This is a genomic window from Mycobacterium aquaticum (genome assembly GCF_002086485.1).
Taxonomy (GTDB): domain Bacteria; phylum Actinomycetota; class Actinomycetes; order Mycobacteriales; family Mycobacteriaceae; genus Mycobacterium; species Mycobacterium aquaticum.
This window is the reverse complement of sequence record NZ_MVHF01000028.1, coordinates 74,984-90,800: the sequence shown is the minus strand read 5'-3', so window position 1 is coordinate 90,800 and position 15,817 is coordinate 74,984. Positions and strand designations below refer to the sequence as shown.

The window sequence follows — 15,817 nt, the reverse complement described above, 5'->3', positions numbered from 1 at the left end:
TGGACATGAAACGAACCATGGCGATAGGGGCCGCCGCGCTCGCCACCGTTGCGATCGCGGCAGGCTGTACCAATTCTTCGAGCGCTCCGGCGAGCAGCAGTCCGACGACGAGCGCGAGCCCGACGACAAGCGCCTCGGCGGCCGCAGAGGCGCACAACGCTGCCGATGTCATGTTCGCCCAGCACATGATTCCGCATCACCAGCAGGCCGTCGAGATGAGCGACATGCTGCTCGCCAAGCAGGGCATCGACAAGCGCGTCACCGACCTGGCGACTCAGATCAAGGCCGCGCAGGCGCCCGAGATCCAGCAGATGCAGGGTTGGCTCACCGCATGGGGCAACCCTGCGATGCCGCCGATGTCGTCGACCGACATGGGTCACGGCGGTATGCCCGGCATGTCCGGGATGCCCGGAATGCCCGCCATGCAGGGCATGATGTCCGACGCCGACATGACCGCGCTGCGCAATGCCCAGGGTGTCGAGGCCGCCAAGCTGTACCTGACCCAGATGATCGCCCACCACGAAGGGGCGATCACCATGGCGCAGAACGAAATCAAAGACGGTCAGTACCCGGACGCGGTCAAGATGTCGCATGCCATCGTGACCACGCAGCAGCAGGAGATCGACACGATGCGCGCCATCCTCGGCACGCTCTGACGGTCATCTCGCGGGCAGGGTGATGGTGAACGTGGTACCGGCACCGGAACTGCTGGCGACGCTGATGCGACCGTGGTGGGCTTCGACGAAGGCCTTGGCGATGGACAGGCCGATGCCGGAGCCACCGCGATCGCGGTCGCGGGCCGTGTCGGCGCGGTAGAAGCGTTCGAAGACATGCGCAAGGTGCTCGGCGGCGATGCCATCGCCCGTGTCGGTCACTGTGAGGGTGACCGCGGACGTGAGGAGCATCATCGGGTTTGTGGGACCTGTTGTCGTCGCGGCGATTTCGACGCGGCCGCCCAGCGGGGTGTGCCGCAGGGCGTTGTCGAGCAGGTTGCCGAGCACCTGGCCGAGTCGGTCCGGATCCGCCCACAGTTGCGGCAGACCTGGGTCGACGGCGGTGTGCAGGGTGACGCCCTTGGTGTCGAACCGGTCGGCGGCAGCGGCCACCGCGGCCGCCACCAGTTCCGCCACCGACACCGGGCCGGGTTCGATGATGGCCTGGCCCTCCTCGGCTTGCGCGAGCGCGGCGGCGTCGTCGGAAAACCGTACGAGCCGCCGGGTCTGCTGCCGCAGCACGGCCACCGTCTCGGCGTCGAGCGTGCGCACACCGTCCTCGACGGCTTCGATGTAGGCCTCCAAAACCGATACGGGAGTGCGGATCTCATGCGCGAGGTCGCCGAACAGCCGGCGGCGGCCGGTGTCGACCGCCTGCAGCCGGCCCGCCATCTCGTTGAAAGACTGTGCCAGGGCGTCGAATTCGTCGCCCAGATGCGCCGGCGGAACCCGCGAGTCGTAGCGGCCGTCGGCGATCGCGGAGGCTGCGGTGGCGACGTCGGTGACCGAGCGCTGCAGTCGTCGGCTGACGTACCAGGTGACCACCAGGGCGGCCAGGGCCGCCACGCACACCGCGACGCCGACCGAGATGACGGTCGCGTACACGTACGCCTGCTCGGCGTGCATCTGCTGGGCCGAATCACCGGAAACCCCGGCTCGGTGCAGATGTTCGCGGAACAACGGCGGCCCCACGACCGCGGCGACCACTCCGGTGGTGCCTGCTGCCGCAGCCAGCACCAGGGCCTGCGCGAACAGCAGTCGGGCGCCGAGCCCGGAGCGCTGGCGGCTCATCGGCCGGTGCCCATCCGATATCCGACGCCGCGGACCGTCATCACGTACCGCGGATCGGCCGGGTCGTCGCCGAGTTTGCGCCGTAGGTGACCGATATGGACGTCGACGAGGTGTTCGCTACCGACATAGCCCGGTTCCCAGACGGTTTCGAGCAACTGGCGCCTGCTCAAGACCACGCCGGGGTGTGCCGAGAGTGCGGCCAGCACGTCGAACTCGGTGCGGGTCAGCACGATCGGCTCGTCGGCGATCGACACCTGGCGTCCCGCGACGTCGATGCGCAGTGGTCCGAACACCCGATCGTTCTCGGCGGTCGCAGCGGTGTTGCGTGGCCGGCGCAGCATCGCGCGTATCCGGGCGACCAGCTCGCGCGGGCTGAACGGCTTGGTCAGGTAGTCGTCGGCGCCGACGGACAGCCCGACGATGGTGTCGAGCTCGGTGTCGCGGGCGGTCAGCATCACCACGTAGGCGTCGGAAAAGGTGCGCAGCCGACGGCACACCTCGATGCCGTCGATCCCCGGCAGGCCCAGGTCGAGAACCACGACGTCGGGGTCGACCTCACGGGCGAGCGCAAGAGCGTCGGGCCCACTATGGGCGATGGTGACCTCGAACTGCTCACGCTCGAGGTAGCTGGCGACAACGCCGGCCAGGGCGGTCTCGTCGTCGACGACCAGGGCGCGGTAGCCGGCCGGTGTTGGATCCACCACTTCATGGTGCACGAACATCCCACTTTCATACCCTAGGGGGGTATAGTATGAGTCATGAGCATTCAGACCATCACCGTCACCGGCATGACCTGCGGACACTGCGCCTCCTCCGTGCGTGAAGAGGTTGGCGGCATTCCCGGGGTCACCGGCGTGGATGTCGACCTGGCGACCGGCCGGGTCACGATCGAGAGCGACGCACATGTCGACGCGGGCGCCATCGACGCCGCCGTCGCCGAGGCGGGCTATCAGGTGGCGAGCTGACGCGATGAGCGCCGCCACGAAGATCGCCGCATTCGCCGCCGCGCTCGCGGTGGTGTTCGCCGCTGCGTTCGGGATCGGCGCCGCCTTCGGTCCGGTCGGCGCACCCGCAGGTCATGCCGAACATGCCGAACCTGCGGAATCCGACGCTCCGTCCGGTCAGAACCGCTACACCCTGCAACTGGAGCAATCGCTGGCCGCGGCGGGTCCTGCGGTGCCGCTGCGGTTCCTGATCAGGGACCCGTCCGGTGCACCGGTGACCGACTACACCGTCAGCCACGACAAAGAACTCCATCTCATCGTCGTGCGTCGCGACTTCACCGGTTACCAGCACGTGCACCCGGTGCGTGACAGCTCAGGCACCTGGAGCGTTCCGTTGAACCTGAGCAACGCCGGTGTGTACCAGGTGTTCGCCGACTTCGTTCCCGCCGGTGGGCAACCTGTGACGCTGAGTGCGGACCTGCACGTCGCCGGCCGCTACGACCCACAACCGTTGCCGCCGGCTTCGACCACCGCGACCGTCGACGGCTACACCGTCACGCTCTCGGGTGAGCCGACGGCCGGAGCGGCCTCGGAACTGGTGCTCTCGGTCACCCAGGACGGTGCGCCCGTCAGTGACCTGCAGCCGTATCTCGGTGCCTACGGGCACCTGGTCGCGCTGCGCGCCGAGGATCTCGCGTACCTGCACGTGCATCCGATGGGCGAACCCGGCGACGGGATCACACCCGCGGGACCCGAGATCCGGTTCCACACCGCGTTTCCCAGTGCGGGGTCCTATCGGTTGTATCTGGACTTCAAGCATCAAGACAAGGTGCACACCGCCGAGTTCACCGTGACCGTGCCGCGCGAGCACCAGCACTGATGAGGAGATGAGCGTGGAACTGCAGATCGGCGGCATGACCTGCGCGTCGTGTGCCGCACGCATCGAGAAGAAGCTGAACAACCTCGACGGCGTCACCGCCACAGTGAACTACGCGACCGAAAAGGCCCACGTCGACGGCGACGTTCCCGTCGACACGCTTATCAAAGTTGTCGAGGACGCCGGGTACACCGCACATGTGCCGACGCCCGAGCCGGAAACTGTTGTGGTTCAGGATGATCCGATGTCGTCGCTGCGGACCCGGCTGATCGTCTCGGTCGTGCTGGCCGTCCCGGTCATCGCGATGGCGATGGTGCCTGCACTGCAATTCACCAACTGGCAGTGGCTGTCGCTGACCCTGGCTGCGCCGGTCGTGGTGTGGGGTGCCTGGCCGTTTCACCGTGCCGCATGGACCAACCTGCGGCACGGCACGGCCACCATGGACACGCTCATCTCGATGGGCACCCTCGCCGCGTTCGGGTGGTCGCTCTACGCCCTGTTCTTCGGCACCGCCGGTGTGGCGGGAATGACGCACCCGTTCGAGCTGACCATCTCGCGCACCGACGGCACGGGGAACATCTATCTCGAGGTGGCTGCCGGCGTCACCACGTTCATCCTGGCCGGACGCTACTTCGAGGCCAGGTCCAAGAGGCGCGCGGGGGCTGCCCTGCGGGCGCTGCTCGAGTTGGGTGCCAAGGATGTCGAGGTACGCAGAAACGGTGTCGAACAACGGATTCCGATCGACGACCTGAGGGTGGACGACGAATTCGTGGTTCGGCCGGGGGAGAAGATCGCCACCGACGGTGTGGTGGTAGAGGGCTCGTCGGCCGTCGACGCGTCCATGCTCACCGGCGAGTCGGTGCCGGTCGAGGTCGGCCCGGGCGATCAGGTGGTGGGTGCCACCGTCAACGTGGGTGGGCGACTTGTGGTGCGCGCCAACCGGATCGGCTCCGACACCCAGTTGGCGCAGATGGCGCGGTTGGTCGAGGACGCGCAGAACGGTAAGGCACAGGCGCAACGCCTGGCCGACCGGATCTCGGGCATCTTCGTGCCGATCGTCATCGCACTGGCGGTGGCCACACTCGGCTTCTGGATCGGTATCGGCGGCTCGGTGGCCGCGGCGTTCACCGCAGCCGTTGCCGTGTTGATCATCGCCTGCCCCTGCGCGCTCGGTCTGGCGACCCCGACCGCACTGCTGGTCGGTACCGGGCGCGGAGCCCAGCTGGGCATCCTCATCAAGGGACCCGAGGTGCTGGAGTCCACCCGCAAGGTCGACACCATCGTGCTCGACAAGACCGGGACCGTCACCACAGGCACGATGACGCTGCTGGACGTCATCACCGCGGCCGGCGTGGACGACGCCGAGGCGCTGCGACTGGCCGGTGCCCTGGAAAACGCGTCGGAGCACCCGATCGCCAAGGCCATCGCGGCGGGCGCGCGCGACAAGGTCGGTGATCTTCCCGCGGTGGAGAATTTCGGCAACGTCGCCGGGCTCGGTGTGCAAGGTGTCGTCGACGGCCACGCCGTCGTGGTCGGCCGGCGCCGGCTCTTGGCCGATTGGGCGCTGCCGCTGCCGGACTCGCTGGACGCGGCCGTGCGCGATGCCGAGGCGCAAGGGCGGACCGCAGTCGCGGTGGGATGGGACGGTGAGGCCAGGGCGGTGCTCGTGGTGGCCGACGCCGTCAAGCCCACCTCGGCGGAAGCCATCGCCCAACTGCGCGCCCTCGGCCTGACTCCGATCATGCTGACCGGAGACAACCAGGCCGCGGCCCGCGCCATCGCCGATCAGGTCGGCATCGACGACGTGTACGCCGAGGTACTGCCGCAGGACAAGGTCGACGTGATCAAGCGGCTGCAGAGCGGCGGCGCCGTGGTCGCGATGGTCGGCGACGGGGTCAACGATGCCGCCGCACTGGCACAGGCCGACCTGGGGCTGGCGATGGGGACCGGCACCGATGTCGCGATCGAGGCCAGTGATCTGACCTTGGTCCGCGGTGACCTGCGGGCTGCCCCCGACGCCATCCGGTTGTCGCGGCGCACGCTCGCGACCATCAAGGGAAACCTGTTCTGGGCGTTCGCGTACAACGTCGCAGCGCTGCCGCTGGCCGCGGCCGGGCTGCTCAACCCGATGCTGGCCGGGGCCGCCATGGCGTTCTCGTCGGTGTTCGTCGTCAGCAACAGTCTGCGGTTGCGGCGTTTTCGGTAGACCTCACGAAACCTGGGCGCCCGGGCGTCTTCCTCATGACAGCGAGGAAAGGAGCCCGGGATGTCCGATCGTGCATGGCATTGCGTGGTGGAGAATCCGCTGGGCCGGCTCACCCTGGTCCGCGATGAAGCAGGGTTGTGCGGACTGTATTTTCCGCATCACTGGTACCGGCCCGATCCCGTGACGTTCGGTCCGTGCCGGGATGACGGATTCGACGACGTGATCAGTCAGCTCGACCAGTATCTGGTCGGCGCGCGCACTGGGTTCGAGCTGCCGCTCAACGTGCATGGCGACCCGTTTCAGGCCGCGGTGTGGAGGCTGGTCACGCGGATCCCCTACGGCGTGACCACCACCTACGGGGCGTTGGCCGCACAGATCGACGGGGCAACGGCTCAGCAGGTCGGCGCGGCGGTGGGACGCAACCCACTGTCGGTCATCGTGCCCTGCCACCGCGTGGTGGGGCAGGGCGGGAAGCTCACCGGCTACGCGGGCGGCATCGCGCGTAAGCGGTTTCTGCTCGAGCTCGAACGCGATCACAGACGCGCCGCGGGTGCCCTATCCGATCTGCCAGGATGGACACCTCACGAATCTCCTCGACGGGGCGTCTACAGAGCGTGAAAGTCAAACAGCCATTCGAGACGGTGGTGTGTCGGCACGGCCGGACGGTGTTGCGGGTGTGCCGCGCCGTCGTCGGGCCGATCGACGCCGATGACGCCTGGTCGGAGACGTTCCTGTCGGCGCTGAAGGCCTATCCCGACCTGGCTGCCGACGCCAACGTCGAGGCCTGGCTGGTGACCATCGCGCACCGCAAGGCCATCGACATCACCCGGGCCCGCTCGCGTACGGCAATCCCTCTCGACGTGGTGCCGGAACCAGCGCCGCCACCGGTGTCCGAACCCCACGACGACCTCATCGAGGCGCTGGATCGCCTCGCCGACAAACAGCGACACGCTGTCGCATACCACTACCTGGCAGGCCTGCCGTACCGCGACATCGCCGAGATCCTCGGCGGCAGTGAGGCGGCCGCCCGCCGCGCCGCCGCCGACGGCGTCGCAGCGCTCAGGCGCACGTTCAAGGGAGAGCTCCGATGATCAACGACGACAAGATGATTGACGATCTGGCGGTGTTGAAGGCTCGGCTGATCGCCGATGCGCAGCGCGACGGTGTCCTCGACATCGCGTACCGCGTCGTCGACAGCCCCGTCGGCCGACTGCTGCTGGCCGCCACCGACCAGGGGCTCGTCCGGGTTGCGTACGCGAGTGAGGATCACGACGCGGTTCTGCAGACCCTGGCCGACCGGATCAGCCCACGCATCCTGAACGCGCCGGGCCGGCTGGACACCGCCGCCCGCGAGCTCGACGAGTACTTCGGCGGTGCCCGCCGGACATTCGACGTCCCTCTCGACTGGCGACTGTCTGCGGGGTTCCGCAGCACGGTGCTGCACCATCTGCCGGAGATCGGGTACGGGCAGACCGCGAGTTATGCCGCGGTGGCCCGGCTGGCCGGGAACCCGAAAGCGGTACGCGCCGTCGGGACGGCCTGCGCCACCAACCCACTTCCGCTCGTGGTGCCGTGTCACCGCGTGGTCCGCAGCGACGGCGCGATGGGCGGTTACCTCGGCGGGGTCGATGCCAAACGGCTGCTGCTGGAGTTGGAGGCCGCGGCATGACGGCAGGGCCGTGGCGTGAGCGGGTCGAGGCAGTCGACTGGGACGGCGTGCGGTCGGGTCTCGACGACGTGGGGTGCGCCCTGACCGGCCCTCTGCTGTCGCCGCAGGAGGCCGCCGAGATCGCCGCGCTTTATCCCGATGGCAGCCGCTTCCGGTCGACGATCGACATGGCGCGCTATCGGTTCGGTGAGGGGCAGTACCGCTACTTCGCCGAGCCGTATCCCGACGCGGTCGACGCACTCAAGAGTGCGCTGTACCCCAAGTTGTTGCCCATCGCCCGCGACTGGTGGACCAGGCTCGGGCGGGATACGCCGTGGCCCAACGATTTCGGCGAGTGGTTGCAGCGCTGCCACGCGGCGGGACAGACCAAGTCGACGGCGATCCTGCTGCGGTACGGCGCGGGGGACTGGAATGCCCTGCACCGAGACCTCTACGGCGAGCTGGTGTTTCCGTTGCAGGTGGTCGTCAACCTGAACGATCCGGGGGTGGACCACACCGGAGGCGAGTTCCTGCTCTACGAACAGCGGCCGCGGGCCCAGTCGCGGGGCACGGCCGTCGTCATCCCGCACGGTCACGGGTTGGTGTTCACCACGCGCGACCGCCCGGTGCGGTCGGCCCGGGGCTGGTCGGCGGCACCGGTGCGGCATGGGGTTTCGGTGGTGCGATCCGGGGTCCGGTTCACCCTCGGGCTCGTATTCCACGACGCGGCATGACAATTCGGTCCTACACCCTGCTGGGCGCCGATGGCCGCCCGTACCGCAGCGCGGTGCCGGGAACGCTGGGCGGATACCGCCGCGGCAGGATCTACGGTCGGCTCGACTGCCCGTCGGCGCTGCGTGCGCTGGCGGCAGGCGGGTACGTCGCGCACCGCGTGTTCTTCGCCGACGCGGCGACCGCCGTGGCCGCGGGATACCGGCCGTGCGCGGTGTGCCTGCCCGATGCCTACCGGCGGTGGAAAGCCGTTACTGGGCCGCCACGGTGACGCCTTCCGACGGCTGCACGATCACGAAACCGTCGCCGTGGAACGCGACCTGCAGGGCCTCGCCCGATCCCCGACCGATCAATGCGCCCGCCTTGAAGCTGGTCTTGAGCTGGGTCTGCAGGTGTGCCGACCAGGCCACCACCGCGTTGGTATCGGCGTAGGTCGGTGCCTCTGCAGCGTTGAGCACCACCGGCGGGCCGTCGGTGGTCAGCGCCACCCACCCGCTGCCGCGCAACGTGGTGTTGAACAAGCCGCCGGTCGCGATGCTGCCGCCTTTGACGCGCTCGATGTTCCAATCCAGGCTCGCCGAGAAGGCCAGCACGTTCTTGCCGCTGATCGACAACCCGGAGTTGTTCAGCCGCAACAGGTGTACGTCGAACGCCTGGTCGGCGAGGAACACGTCGCCCTGACCCTGGCAGCGCATCAACGGCAGGCCTTCGCCGGTGAGCGCCTTCTTGATGAATTTCGATGCGCCGCCACCCTCGAACGAGAAGTCGACGTTGCCCTGGTAGGCGACCATCGAACCCTGCCGGGCCATGAACGGCTCGCCGAGCCGGACCCGCAGCATCTTGGCGTTCTGGTTGGCGATCGGGTCGGCTTCCTTCTCACTGAACCGGCCGTCGACGAGATCGCCTGTGATCCCGGCGAATCCGTCACCGGGCGCATTTCGCTGGGCGGCCTGCAGCGGGGCCCGGTGGGCCTGGCCCTGATGGGACACCTGATCGGTCCAGGACTGCCCGTCCCACCACCGGAAGTCGAAGCGTCCTTCGGGGTCGGGTAGCCACTGACCGTTGTTGCCCTGCACGGTTCGCACTCCTGTCGTTGTTCTGCCGATGAAGCACCGACAGTAGGGCACAGCACTGGCATCCTGGTGCCATGGCAAAGGAAATCGACCGGGTCCGTGCGCAGAGCGCCGTCGCGGTCTTCAAGCAGCACCCGGGCATGGTGCTGTTCGTGTTGTCGCCGGTCATCGTCGTGCTGGGCGTGGTCTGGTGGCTGATGGGTCCGGGTTGGGCGGGCCTGCTGCTGGTCGCGCTCGTGTTGGTGGGCGGCGCAGCGCTGCTGCTCAAGCGCAACTGAACCCGCGCGCCTGAGCACCGGTGTTCGCCGGTGGTGAACGCTGCCCTACCAGTGATGTAACGGTGTAATCATGTAATACATGAAGCAACATCATCAGCACGGGCGCGGTGGCTGGCAGCAAGCCCAGCAACCAGCGGCCCACGACGCACCCGAATGGTTCGCCGGGCGCCTGCCCGACACCTGGTTCACCGGCGACCCGACCGTCGTCGTCGACCGCGAAGAGATCACCGTCATCGGGCGGTTGCCGGATCCCGCCGACGACGAGAGCGAGGCCAGGGCCTCCGGCCGGGCCGCCCGGTTCCGTGAAGAGACGCGCGGTGAACGCATGCGCATCGCCGACGAGGCGCAGAACAAGTTCGGCCGCAAGGTCTCCTGGGGTGTCGAGGTAGGAACTCCGCCGGAGCGAATCTTGTTCACCCACATCGCCGTTCCGGTGATGACCCGGCTCAAGCAGCCTGAGCGGCAGGTGCTGGACACCCTCGTCGATGCCGGCGTGGCACGGTCGCGCTCCGACGCACTGGCCTGGTCGGTCAAGCTGGTCGGTCAACACACCGAGGAGTGGCTGGGCAAGCTGCGGGAAGCCATGAAGAACGTCGACGATCTGCGGGCAGAGGGCCCGAACCTGTAAATTCCCCCGCCGACACTACGGTTTTTCGTGCGTTTTCGGCGATTTCACGCCAAAATCCGTAGTCTCGGCGAGGCTCAGGCCTGAGTCATCTCCCAATACCTGCCGTGGCGCGCCATCAGATCTTCGTGGCTGCCGCGTTCGACGATCCGGCCGGCATCCATCACCAGGATCAGATCGGCGTCCCGGATCGTCGAGAGTCGGTGGGCGATGATGAAACTGGTTCGGTCCCGGCGCAATACGTTCATCGCATGCTGGATCAGCAACTCGGTCCTGGTGTCCACCGAACTGGTGGCCTCGTCGAGCACCAGCAGGGCGGGGCGGGCCAGAAACGCCCGCGCGATGGTGATCAGCTGCTTCTCGCCGGCGCTGATGCTGCCACCGTCGTCGCTGACGCGGGTGGCGTAGCCGTCGGGCAGCGTGTTCACGAACCGGTCCACGTGGGCGGCCTGCGCCGCCGCGATCACGTCCTCCTCGCCGGCATCCGGCCTGCCGTAGGCGATGTTGTCGTAGATCGTGCCGCCGAACAACCAGGTGTCCTGCAACACCATGCCTATCGACGAGCGCAGGGATTGACGGCTGACGGTCGAGATGTCCACGCCGTCGATGCTGATCCGGCCGGAATCCACGTCGTAGAACCGCATCAGAAGATTGACCAAGGTGGTCTTGCCCGCTCCGGTCGGCCCCACGATCGCCACCGTGCTGCCTGGTTCGGCGGTCAGTGACAGATCCTCGATCACCGGCGTACCCGGCCGGTAGCTGAAGGTGACGTGGTCGAATTCCACCCTGCCGCGGCGGATGTCGAGCCGACGGGGCGGGTCGGGCGTCTCCTCGGGGGTGTCCAGCAGTTCGAAGACCCGCTCGGCGCTGGCCACCCCGGACTGCATCGTGTTGTACATCCCGGCGATCTGGGTGAGCGGTTGGTTGAACTGCCGCACGTACTGGACGAAGGCCTGGATGCTGCCGAGGGTGATCTGCCCGGTGGCCACCTGCAGCCCGCCCACCACGGCGACGGCGACGTAGCTGAGGTTGCCGATGAACATCGTTGCGGGGGAGATCAACCCGGAGAAGAACTGGGCGGCGAAGCTCGACTGGAACACCTCGCCGTTGAGCTCGGCGAACCGCTGCCGCGCCGCGGCCTGGTGCCCGAACGTCTTGACGATGGTGAAACCGCTGTAGGTCTCCTCGATGTGGGCGTTGAGCCGCCCGGTGTTGCGCCATTGCGCGACGAACAGCCGCTGCGACCGGCGGGCGATCCAGCGGGTCACCCACAACGACAGCGGCACCGTGATCACGGTCAGCGCGGTGAGCAACGGCGAGATCGTCAGCATCATCACCAGCACGGCGATCACTGTGAGGACCGCGCTCATGAGTTGGTTGATGGTCATCGACACCGACGACGAGATGTTGTCGATGTCGTTGGTGACGCGGCTGAGCACCTCACCGCGCTGGCGGGAGTCGAAGTAGGACAACGGTAGTCGGTGGATCTTGTGCTCGACGTCGGCGCGCAGCGCGGCCATGGTGCGCTGCACGACCACCACGAGCAGCCGGGCCTGGACCCAGACGAACAGGGCGGCAAGCAGATACAGGCCAAGCGCCAGGGCCAGGGTGCGCGCGACGGCGGCGAAGTCCACGCCGTGCCCGGGGATCACGTTCATGCCGGACAGCAGGTCGGCGAACGTGATGTCACCGCGCGCGCGGGCTGCCGCGACGGCTTGCTCCTTGGTGAGGCCTGCGGGCAGCTCGCGCCCGATCACGCCGTTGAACAGCAGATCGGTGGCGTGGCCGAGGATGCGTGGGCCGATCACCCCGATCGCGACCCCGGCGACACCCAGCATGACCACCGCGATCGCCGGCCCGCGCTGCGGCACCAGCAGTTTGACGAGCCGCAGCGCCGAGCCCCGGAAGTCGCGCGTGCGTTCGGCGGGTGCGGCGAGCATCGCGCGGCGCGCGGACGGGATGCTCACTGGGGTCGTCTCCTCTTCGCGCAAGCGCTCATCGGCGCTCTCCGGCGCCCACCGACTGCGACTCGACGAACTCGGCGTACGTGGGGCAGTCGGCCAGCAGGGTGTCGTGGGTGCCGACGCCGACGATGCGGCCGTCGTCGACGACGACGATCTGGTCGGCATCGGTGACCGTCGAGATCCGCTGCGCCACGATGAGCACTGTCGCCCCACCCGACACCGCACGCAGTGCATCTCGCACCCTGGCGTCGGTGTGGACGTCCAGCGCCGAGAACGCATCGTCGAAGAGGTAGATCGCGGGCCGGCGGATCACGGCGCGCGCGATGGCCAGCCGCTGCCGTTGTCCGCCGGAGAAGTTGATGCCGCCCTGGGCCACCGGCATCTGCAGCCCTTCGGGGTGGGCGCGCACGAAGTCGTCGGCGGCCGCGATCCGCAGCGCCTCCCACATGTCGTCGTCGGTCAGCACCTGTCCCGGCGCGGCGCCGTAGCTCAGGTTTTCCGCGACCGTCCCGGTGAACAGGTAACCGCGCTGCGGCACCAGGCCGATCGTCGACCAGAGCTCCTCGATGTCGCGATCGCGCACATCGACACCGTCGATCCGCACCGCGCCTGCGGTGACGTCGTAGAGCCGGCAGACCAATGCCAGCAGCGTCGACTTGCCCGAACCCGTCGAGCCGACCACCGCGGTCGTCGTCCCGGATCGTGCCGTGAACGAAACATCTTGCAGCACAGGGCGATCGGCCCCCGGATAGCTGAATGTGGCGTTCTGCAGGGTGATGTCGCCGGTGTGGGCCCGCGGCTGCTGCGGGTGCTCGGGGCTGGTGATCGCGGGCGTGGTGTCGAGCACCTCTGTGACCCGCTCGGCGCACACCGAGGCCCGGGGAAACAGCACCAGCAGAAACGTCGCCATCAGCACGGCCATCAGGATCTGCATGAAATAGGCCAGGAACGCGATCAGCGAACCCACCTGCATGTGGCCCGCGTCGATGCGCAGCCCGCCGAACCAGATGAGCGCGACGCTGGAGACGTTGATCACCAGCGTGGTGACCGGAAGCATCAGCGCCTGCCAGCGCCCGCCCTCGATGGCGGTGCCAGCCAGCGCGTCGTTGGCTTCGGCGAACCGGACCCGTTCGACGGGTTCGCGGGAAAAGGCCCGGATCACCCGGATGCCGGACAGTTGATCGCGCATGACGCGGTTGATGCCGTCGATGACGCCCTGCAACCGGCGGTAGACGGGCATCAGGCGCCGGATGATGGTGTAGTTCGCCAGGGCCAGCACCGGCACGCTGACCAGCAGCAGCCAGGACAGCCCCGCGTCCTGGCGAACGGCCATCGCGATACCGCCGATCGACATGATGGGTGCTGTCACCAGCATCGTGCAGGTCAGTTGCACGAGCTGCTGGATCTGCCCGACGTCGTTGGTGGTGCGGGTCAGCAATGTCGGAGCACCGAAGCGTGCGGTCTCGGCGGCCGAGAACGTGGTGACGTGATGGAAGATCGCCGAACGCAGATCGCGCCCGAAGCTCATTGCGGCCCGCGACCCGAAGAACACCGCGGCGACCGAGCACAGCACCTGCAGCGCGGTGACGCCGAGCATCACGCCGCCCAGGTCGATGATCCGGCCGGTGTCACCCTTGGCTACCCCGTCGTCGATGATCGCGGCGTTGACGGTCGGCAGATACAGCGACGCCAGAGTGCTCACCACCTGCAGCGCGGCGACGGCGGCCAGCAGCGACCGGTACGGCCGCACATACCGCCGCAGCAGCGCCCAGAGCATCCAGCTACTGTCGCACACCGCGGCGCGGCAGAACCTGTCTGGCTGCTGACCGCAAAGTGAGTTGGAAAGTCCTGGTCAATCGGCATGTCGGTGGTTGCCCTCACAGGGTGCAGCTACAGTGCATGGCGTGACTGGACGCACGACGGCCATACGACGGACCCGCACCGCCACTCGGTTGGCAGTGCTGGCTGCCGTGGCAGTCCCGGTGTTCGCCGCATGCTCGGGCGCCGGTGATTCGGCAGGGCCAGGCGCGTCGCAGCCGGCCTCGCCGCCGCCGTCTGCCGCCGCCAAGCACGGACCGTTCTTCCCGCAGTGCGGCGGGGTCAGCGACCAGACCATCGCCGAACTCACCCAGGTGCAGGGGTTGGTGAACACCGCGGCCAACTCGTCGGGATGCCAGTGGCTGCAGGGCGGCAGCATCCTGGGGCCGCACTTCTCGTTCACGTGGTTCCGCGGCAGCCCGATCGGGCGCGAACGCAAGACCGAGGAACTGTCGCGCACCAGCGTGGAGGACATCAACATCGAGGGGCACGGCGGTTTCGTGGCCATCGGTCAGGACCCGCTGCAGAACACCTCCAACCTGTGCGAGGTCGGTATCCAGTTCAACGATGACTTCATCGAATGGTCGGTCAGTTTCGACCAGAAGCCGTTTCCCGAACCGTGCGGGGTGGCCAAAGAGCTCGCCCGCCAATCGATTGTGAACTCGAAATGAGCGTGCGCAGGGGTCGTAAAGGACTCACCGTCATGGTGGCCGCTCTGGCCGTGTTCGCCGGGCTCACCGGCTGCACTCGCACGGTCGATGGCGTTGCGGCCAAGGAGGGCTCCAGCGGCGGGCCCAGCAACAACAAGTCCGAGAAGCAGTACCCCAACCTGCTCAAGGAATGCGACGTCCTGACTCAGGACATCCTGGCCAAGACCGTCGGTGCCGACCCGCTGGACATCCAGAGCACGTTCGTCGGTGCGGTGTGCCGCTGGCAGGCGGCCAACCCGGCGGGCCTGATCGACATCACCCGGTTCTGGTACGAGCAGGGCAGCCTGGACAACGAACGCAAGGTCGCTCAGCAGCTGCAGTACGGGATCGAATCCCGCCGCATCAACGGGGTCGACTCGATCATCATGAAGCCCAACAGCCCCAACGGCGCGTGCGGGGTGGCCAGTGACGCCGCCGGTGTGGTCGGGTGGTGGGTGAACCCACAGGCGCCGGGTATCGACGCCTGCTCGATGGCGGTCAAGCTGATGGAGCTCACGCTCAACACCAACTCCTGAGCCGCGGGCTCAGCGCGCTACGTGGAAGCCGACCAGTTCGGCGCCGCCGAGGCCCAGATCGTCCCAGCGGCTGCCGGTCTGCAGCACCGCGACGGCGGAGGTGGGGAACTTCAGCGAAATCTCCTGCGTCAAGGTGGTATTGCTACCGTCGGACAGCCCGAGCGCGGTTGCCGACATGGCCGGTTCGTGGCCGATCACCAGCACCGTCGACACGTCGGTGCCGAATTGTGATTCCACGCCGTTGATCACATCGATCACGGTGCCCGCGGTCGCGTCGTAAATGCGGTCGACGTAACGCACCGGCGCGTCGATCCCGGTGCGCGCCAAGGTCTGACGGGTACGCGTCGCGGTCGAGCACAGCACCGCGTCGATCGGCGGCACGTTGGCGCGGATCCAGTCACCGGCAAGCGCGGCCTCCCGGATTCCACGCGCGGCCAGCGGGCGCTCATGGTCGGGCACGCCGTCGGGGTAGTCCGATTTCGCATGACGCAACAGCAGCAGGGTGTTGGTGCTCATCGCATGAGGCTATCGGGGATCCGGCGTTGGGCCATGCCGATCGACGTCCCCGGACTTGTCGGCGCCCCGACCTACACTCGCCTTGCTCGACGACGAACGACGCGAACGGATCAGAAAGGACGGGCTG

At 67.8% G+C, this 15,817-nt stretch carries 19 protein-coding genes; 13 read left to right on the top strand and 6 right to left on the bottom strand.

Annotation, left to right across the window (positions count from 1 at the left end; translation table 11 throughout):
- Window positions 1–5 precede the first annotated feature (5 nt).
- Window positions 6–656, top strand: coding sequence for a DUF305 domain-containing protein (locus tag BST13_RS24165; RefSeq protein ID WP_083166527.1), 651 nt, complete (start codon window positions 6–8; stop codon window positions 654–656).
- Between the two features lie 3 nt (window positions 657–659).
- Here the strand turns inward: BST13_RS24165 and BST13_RS24160 are convergent, their stop codons facing one another.
- Window positions 660–1,784: a HAMP domain-containing sensor histidine kinase gene (locus BST13_RS24160; protein WP_083166526.1), complete on the bottom strand. Its 1,125-nt coding sequence runs from the start codon at window positions 1,782–1,784 to the stop codon at window positions 660–662.
- Window positions 1,781–2,506 carry a response regulator transcription factor gene (locus tag BST13_RS24155; RefSeq protein ID WP_083166525.1) on the bottom strand — a complete coding sequence of 242 codons (726 nt, stop codon included), beginning with the start codon at window positions 2,504–2,506 and terminating at the stop codon, window positions 1,781–1,783. Before BST13_RS24155 ends, BST13_RS24160 begins: the two co-directional genes overlap by 4 nt.
- A 36-nt stretch (window positions 2,507–2,542) precedes the next feature.
- Between BST13_RS24155 and BST13_RS24150 the strand changes: the two genes are divergently transcribed.
- The 8 genes from BST13_RS24150 to BST13_RS24115 are packed head-to-tail and all read left to right on the top strand — an operon-like array spanning window position 2,543 to window position 8,462.
- A complete protein-coding gene (locus tag BST13_RS24150) occupies window positions 2,543–2,749 on the top strand; it encodes a heavy-metal-associated domain-containing protein (RefSeq protein ID WP_083166524.1) in 207 nt (68 codons plus the stop codon).
- Between the two features lie 4 nt (window positions 2,750–2,753).
- Entirely contained in the window at window positions 2,754–3,608 is an 855-nt protein-coding gene (locus BST13_RS24145; RefSeq protein WP_083166523.1) for a hypothetical protein, read from the top strand.
- Between the two features lie 7 nt (window positions 3,609–3,615).
- Window positions 3,616–5,811 carry a heavy metal translocating P-type ATPase gene (locus BST13_RS24140; RefSeq protein ID WP_083166522.1) on the top strand — a complete coding sequence of 732 codons (2,196 nt, stop codon included), beginning with the start codon at window positions 3,616–3,618 and terminating at the stop codon, window positions 5,809–5,811.
- A 60-nt stretch (window positions 5,812–5,871) separates the two neighbouring features.
- Window positions 5,872–6,429 carry a methylated-DNA--[protein]-cysteine S-methyltransferase gene (locus BST13_RS24135; RefSeq protein WP_083166521.1) on the top strand — a complete coding sequence of 186 codons (558 nt, stop codon included), beginning with the start codon at window positions 5,872–5,874 and terminating at the stop codon, window positions 6,427–6,429.
- Window positions 6,426–6,902, top strand: coding sequence for an RNA polymerase sigma factor (locus BST13_RS24130; protein ID WP_211296168.1), 477 nt, complete (start codon window positions 6,426–6,428; stop codon window positions 6,900–6,902). Before BST13_RS24135 ends, BST13_RS24130 begins: the two co-directional genes overlap by 4 nt.
- Window positions 6,903–6,916: 14 nt before the next feature.
- Window positions 6,917–7,480 carry a methylated-DNA--[protein]-cysteine S-methyltransferase gene (locus BST13_RS24125; RefSeq protein ID WP_245839787.1) on the top strand — a complete coding sequence of 188 codons (564 nt, stop codon included), beginning with the start codon at window positions 6,917–6,919 and terminating at the stop codon, window positions 7,478–7,480.
- A complete protein-coding gene (locus BST13_RS24120; RefSeq protein WP_083166518.1) occupies window positions 7,477–8,193 on the top strand; it encodes a 2OG-Fe(II) oxygenase in 717 nt (238 codons plus the stop codon). Before BST13_RS24125 ends, BST13_RS24120 begins: the two co-directional genes overlap by 4 nt.
- Entirely contained in the window at window positions 8,190–8,462 is a 273-nt protein-coding gene (locus BST13_RS24115; RefSeq protein ID WP_083166517.1) for an Ada metal-binding domain-containing protein, read from the top strand. The genes BST13_RS24120 and BST13_RS24115 overlap by 4 nt, the downstream gene beginning before the upstream one ends.
- On the opposite strand, the gene BST13_RS24110 is transcribed toward BST13_RS24115, so the two are convergent.
- Window positions 8,443–9,267: an AIM24 family protein gene (locus tag BST13_RS24110; protein ID WP_083166553.1), complete on the bottom strand. Its 825-nt coding sequence runs from the start codon at window positions 9,265–9,267 to the stop codon at window positions 8,443–8,445. The genes BST13_RS24115 and BST13_RS24110 overlap by 20 nt on opposite strands.
- Window positions 9,268–9,338: 71 nt before the next feature.
- On the opposite strand from BST13_RS24110, the gene BST13_RS24105 reads away from it, so the two are divergent.
- Window positions 9,339–9,542 (top strand): hypothetical protein, encoded by a 204-nt coding sequence (locus BST13_RS24105; protein ID WP_083166516.1) that lies wholly within the window; start codon window positions 9,339–9,341, stop codon window positions 9,540–9,542.
- A gap of 79 nt (window positions 9,543–9,621) precedes the next feature.
- Window positions 9,622–10,170 carry a hypothetical protein gene (locus BST13_RS24100; protein WP_083166515.1) on the top strand — a complete coding sequence of 183 codons (549 nt, stop codon included), beginning with the start codon at window positions 9,622–9,624 and terminating at the stop codon, window positions 10,168–10,170.
- Window positions 10,171–10,244: 74 nt separating this feature from the next.
- Here the strand turns inward: BST13_RS24100 and BST13_RS24095 are convergent, their stop codons facing one another.
- Together BST13_RS24095 and BST13_RS24090 are read right to left on the bottom strand one after the other, a co-directional pair.
- A complete protein-coding gene (locus tag BST13_RS24095; RefSeq protein WP_095533688.1) occupies window positions 10,245–12,107 on the bottom strand; it encodes an ABC transporter ATP-binding protein in 1,863 nt (620 codons plus the stop codon).
- A gap of 55 nt (window positions 12,108–12,162) precedes the next feature.
- On the bottom strand, window positions 12,163–13,908 hold the full coding sequence (locus BST13_RS24090) for an ABC transporter ATP-binding protein (RefSeq protein ID WP_083166513.1): 1,746 nt from the start codon (window positions 13,906–13,908) through the stop codon (window positions 12,163–12,165).
- A 118-nt stretch (window positions 13,909–14,026) separates the two neighbouring features.
- Between BST13_RS24090 and BST13_RS24085 the strand changes: the two genes are divergently transcribed.
- The gene (locus BST13_RS24085; protein ID WP_083166512.1) at window positions 14,027–14,620 is read left to right on the top strand and encodes a DUF3558 domain-containing protein; all 594 of its coding nucleotides are present in this window, start codon (window positions 14,027–14,029) and stop codon (window positions 14,618–14,620) included.
- Window positions 14,617–15,174, top strand: a complete 558-nt coding sequence (locus BST13_RS24080; RefSeq protein WP_083166511.1) for a DUF3558 domain-containing protein — start codon at window positions 14,617–14,619, stop codon at window positions 15,172–15,174. The genes BST13_RS24085 and BST13_RS24080 overlap by 4 nt, the downstream gene beginning before the upstream one ends.
- A gap of 9 nt (window positions 15,175–15,183) precedes the next feature.
- Here BST13_RS24080 and BST13_RS24075 read toward each other — a convergent pair whose 3' ends face one another.
- Window positions 15,184–15,690, bottom strand: a complete 507-nt coding sequence (locus tag BST13_RS24075) for a SixA phosphatase family protein (RefSeq protein WP_083166510.1) — start codon at window positions 15,688–15,690, stop codon at window positions 15,184–15,186.
- Between the last annotated feature and the right edge of the window lie 127 nt (window positions 15,691–15,817).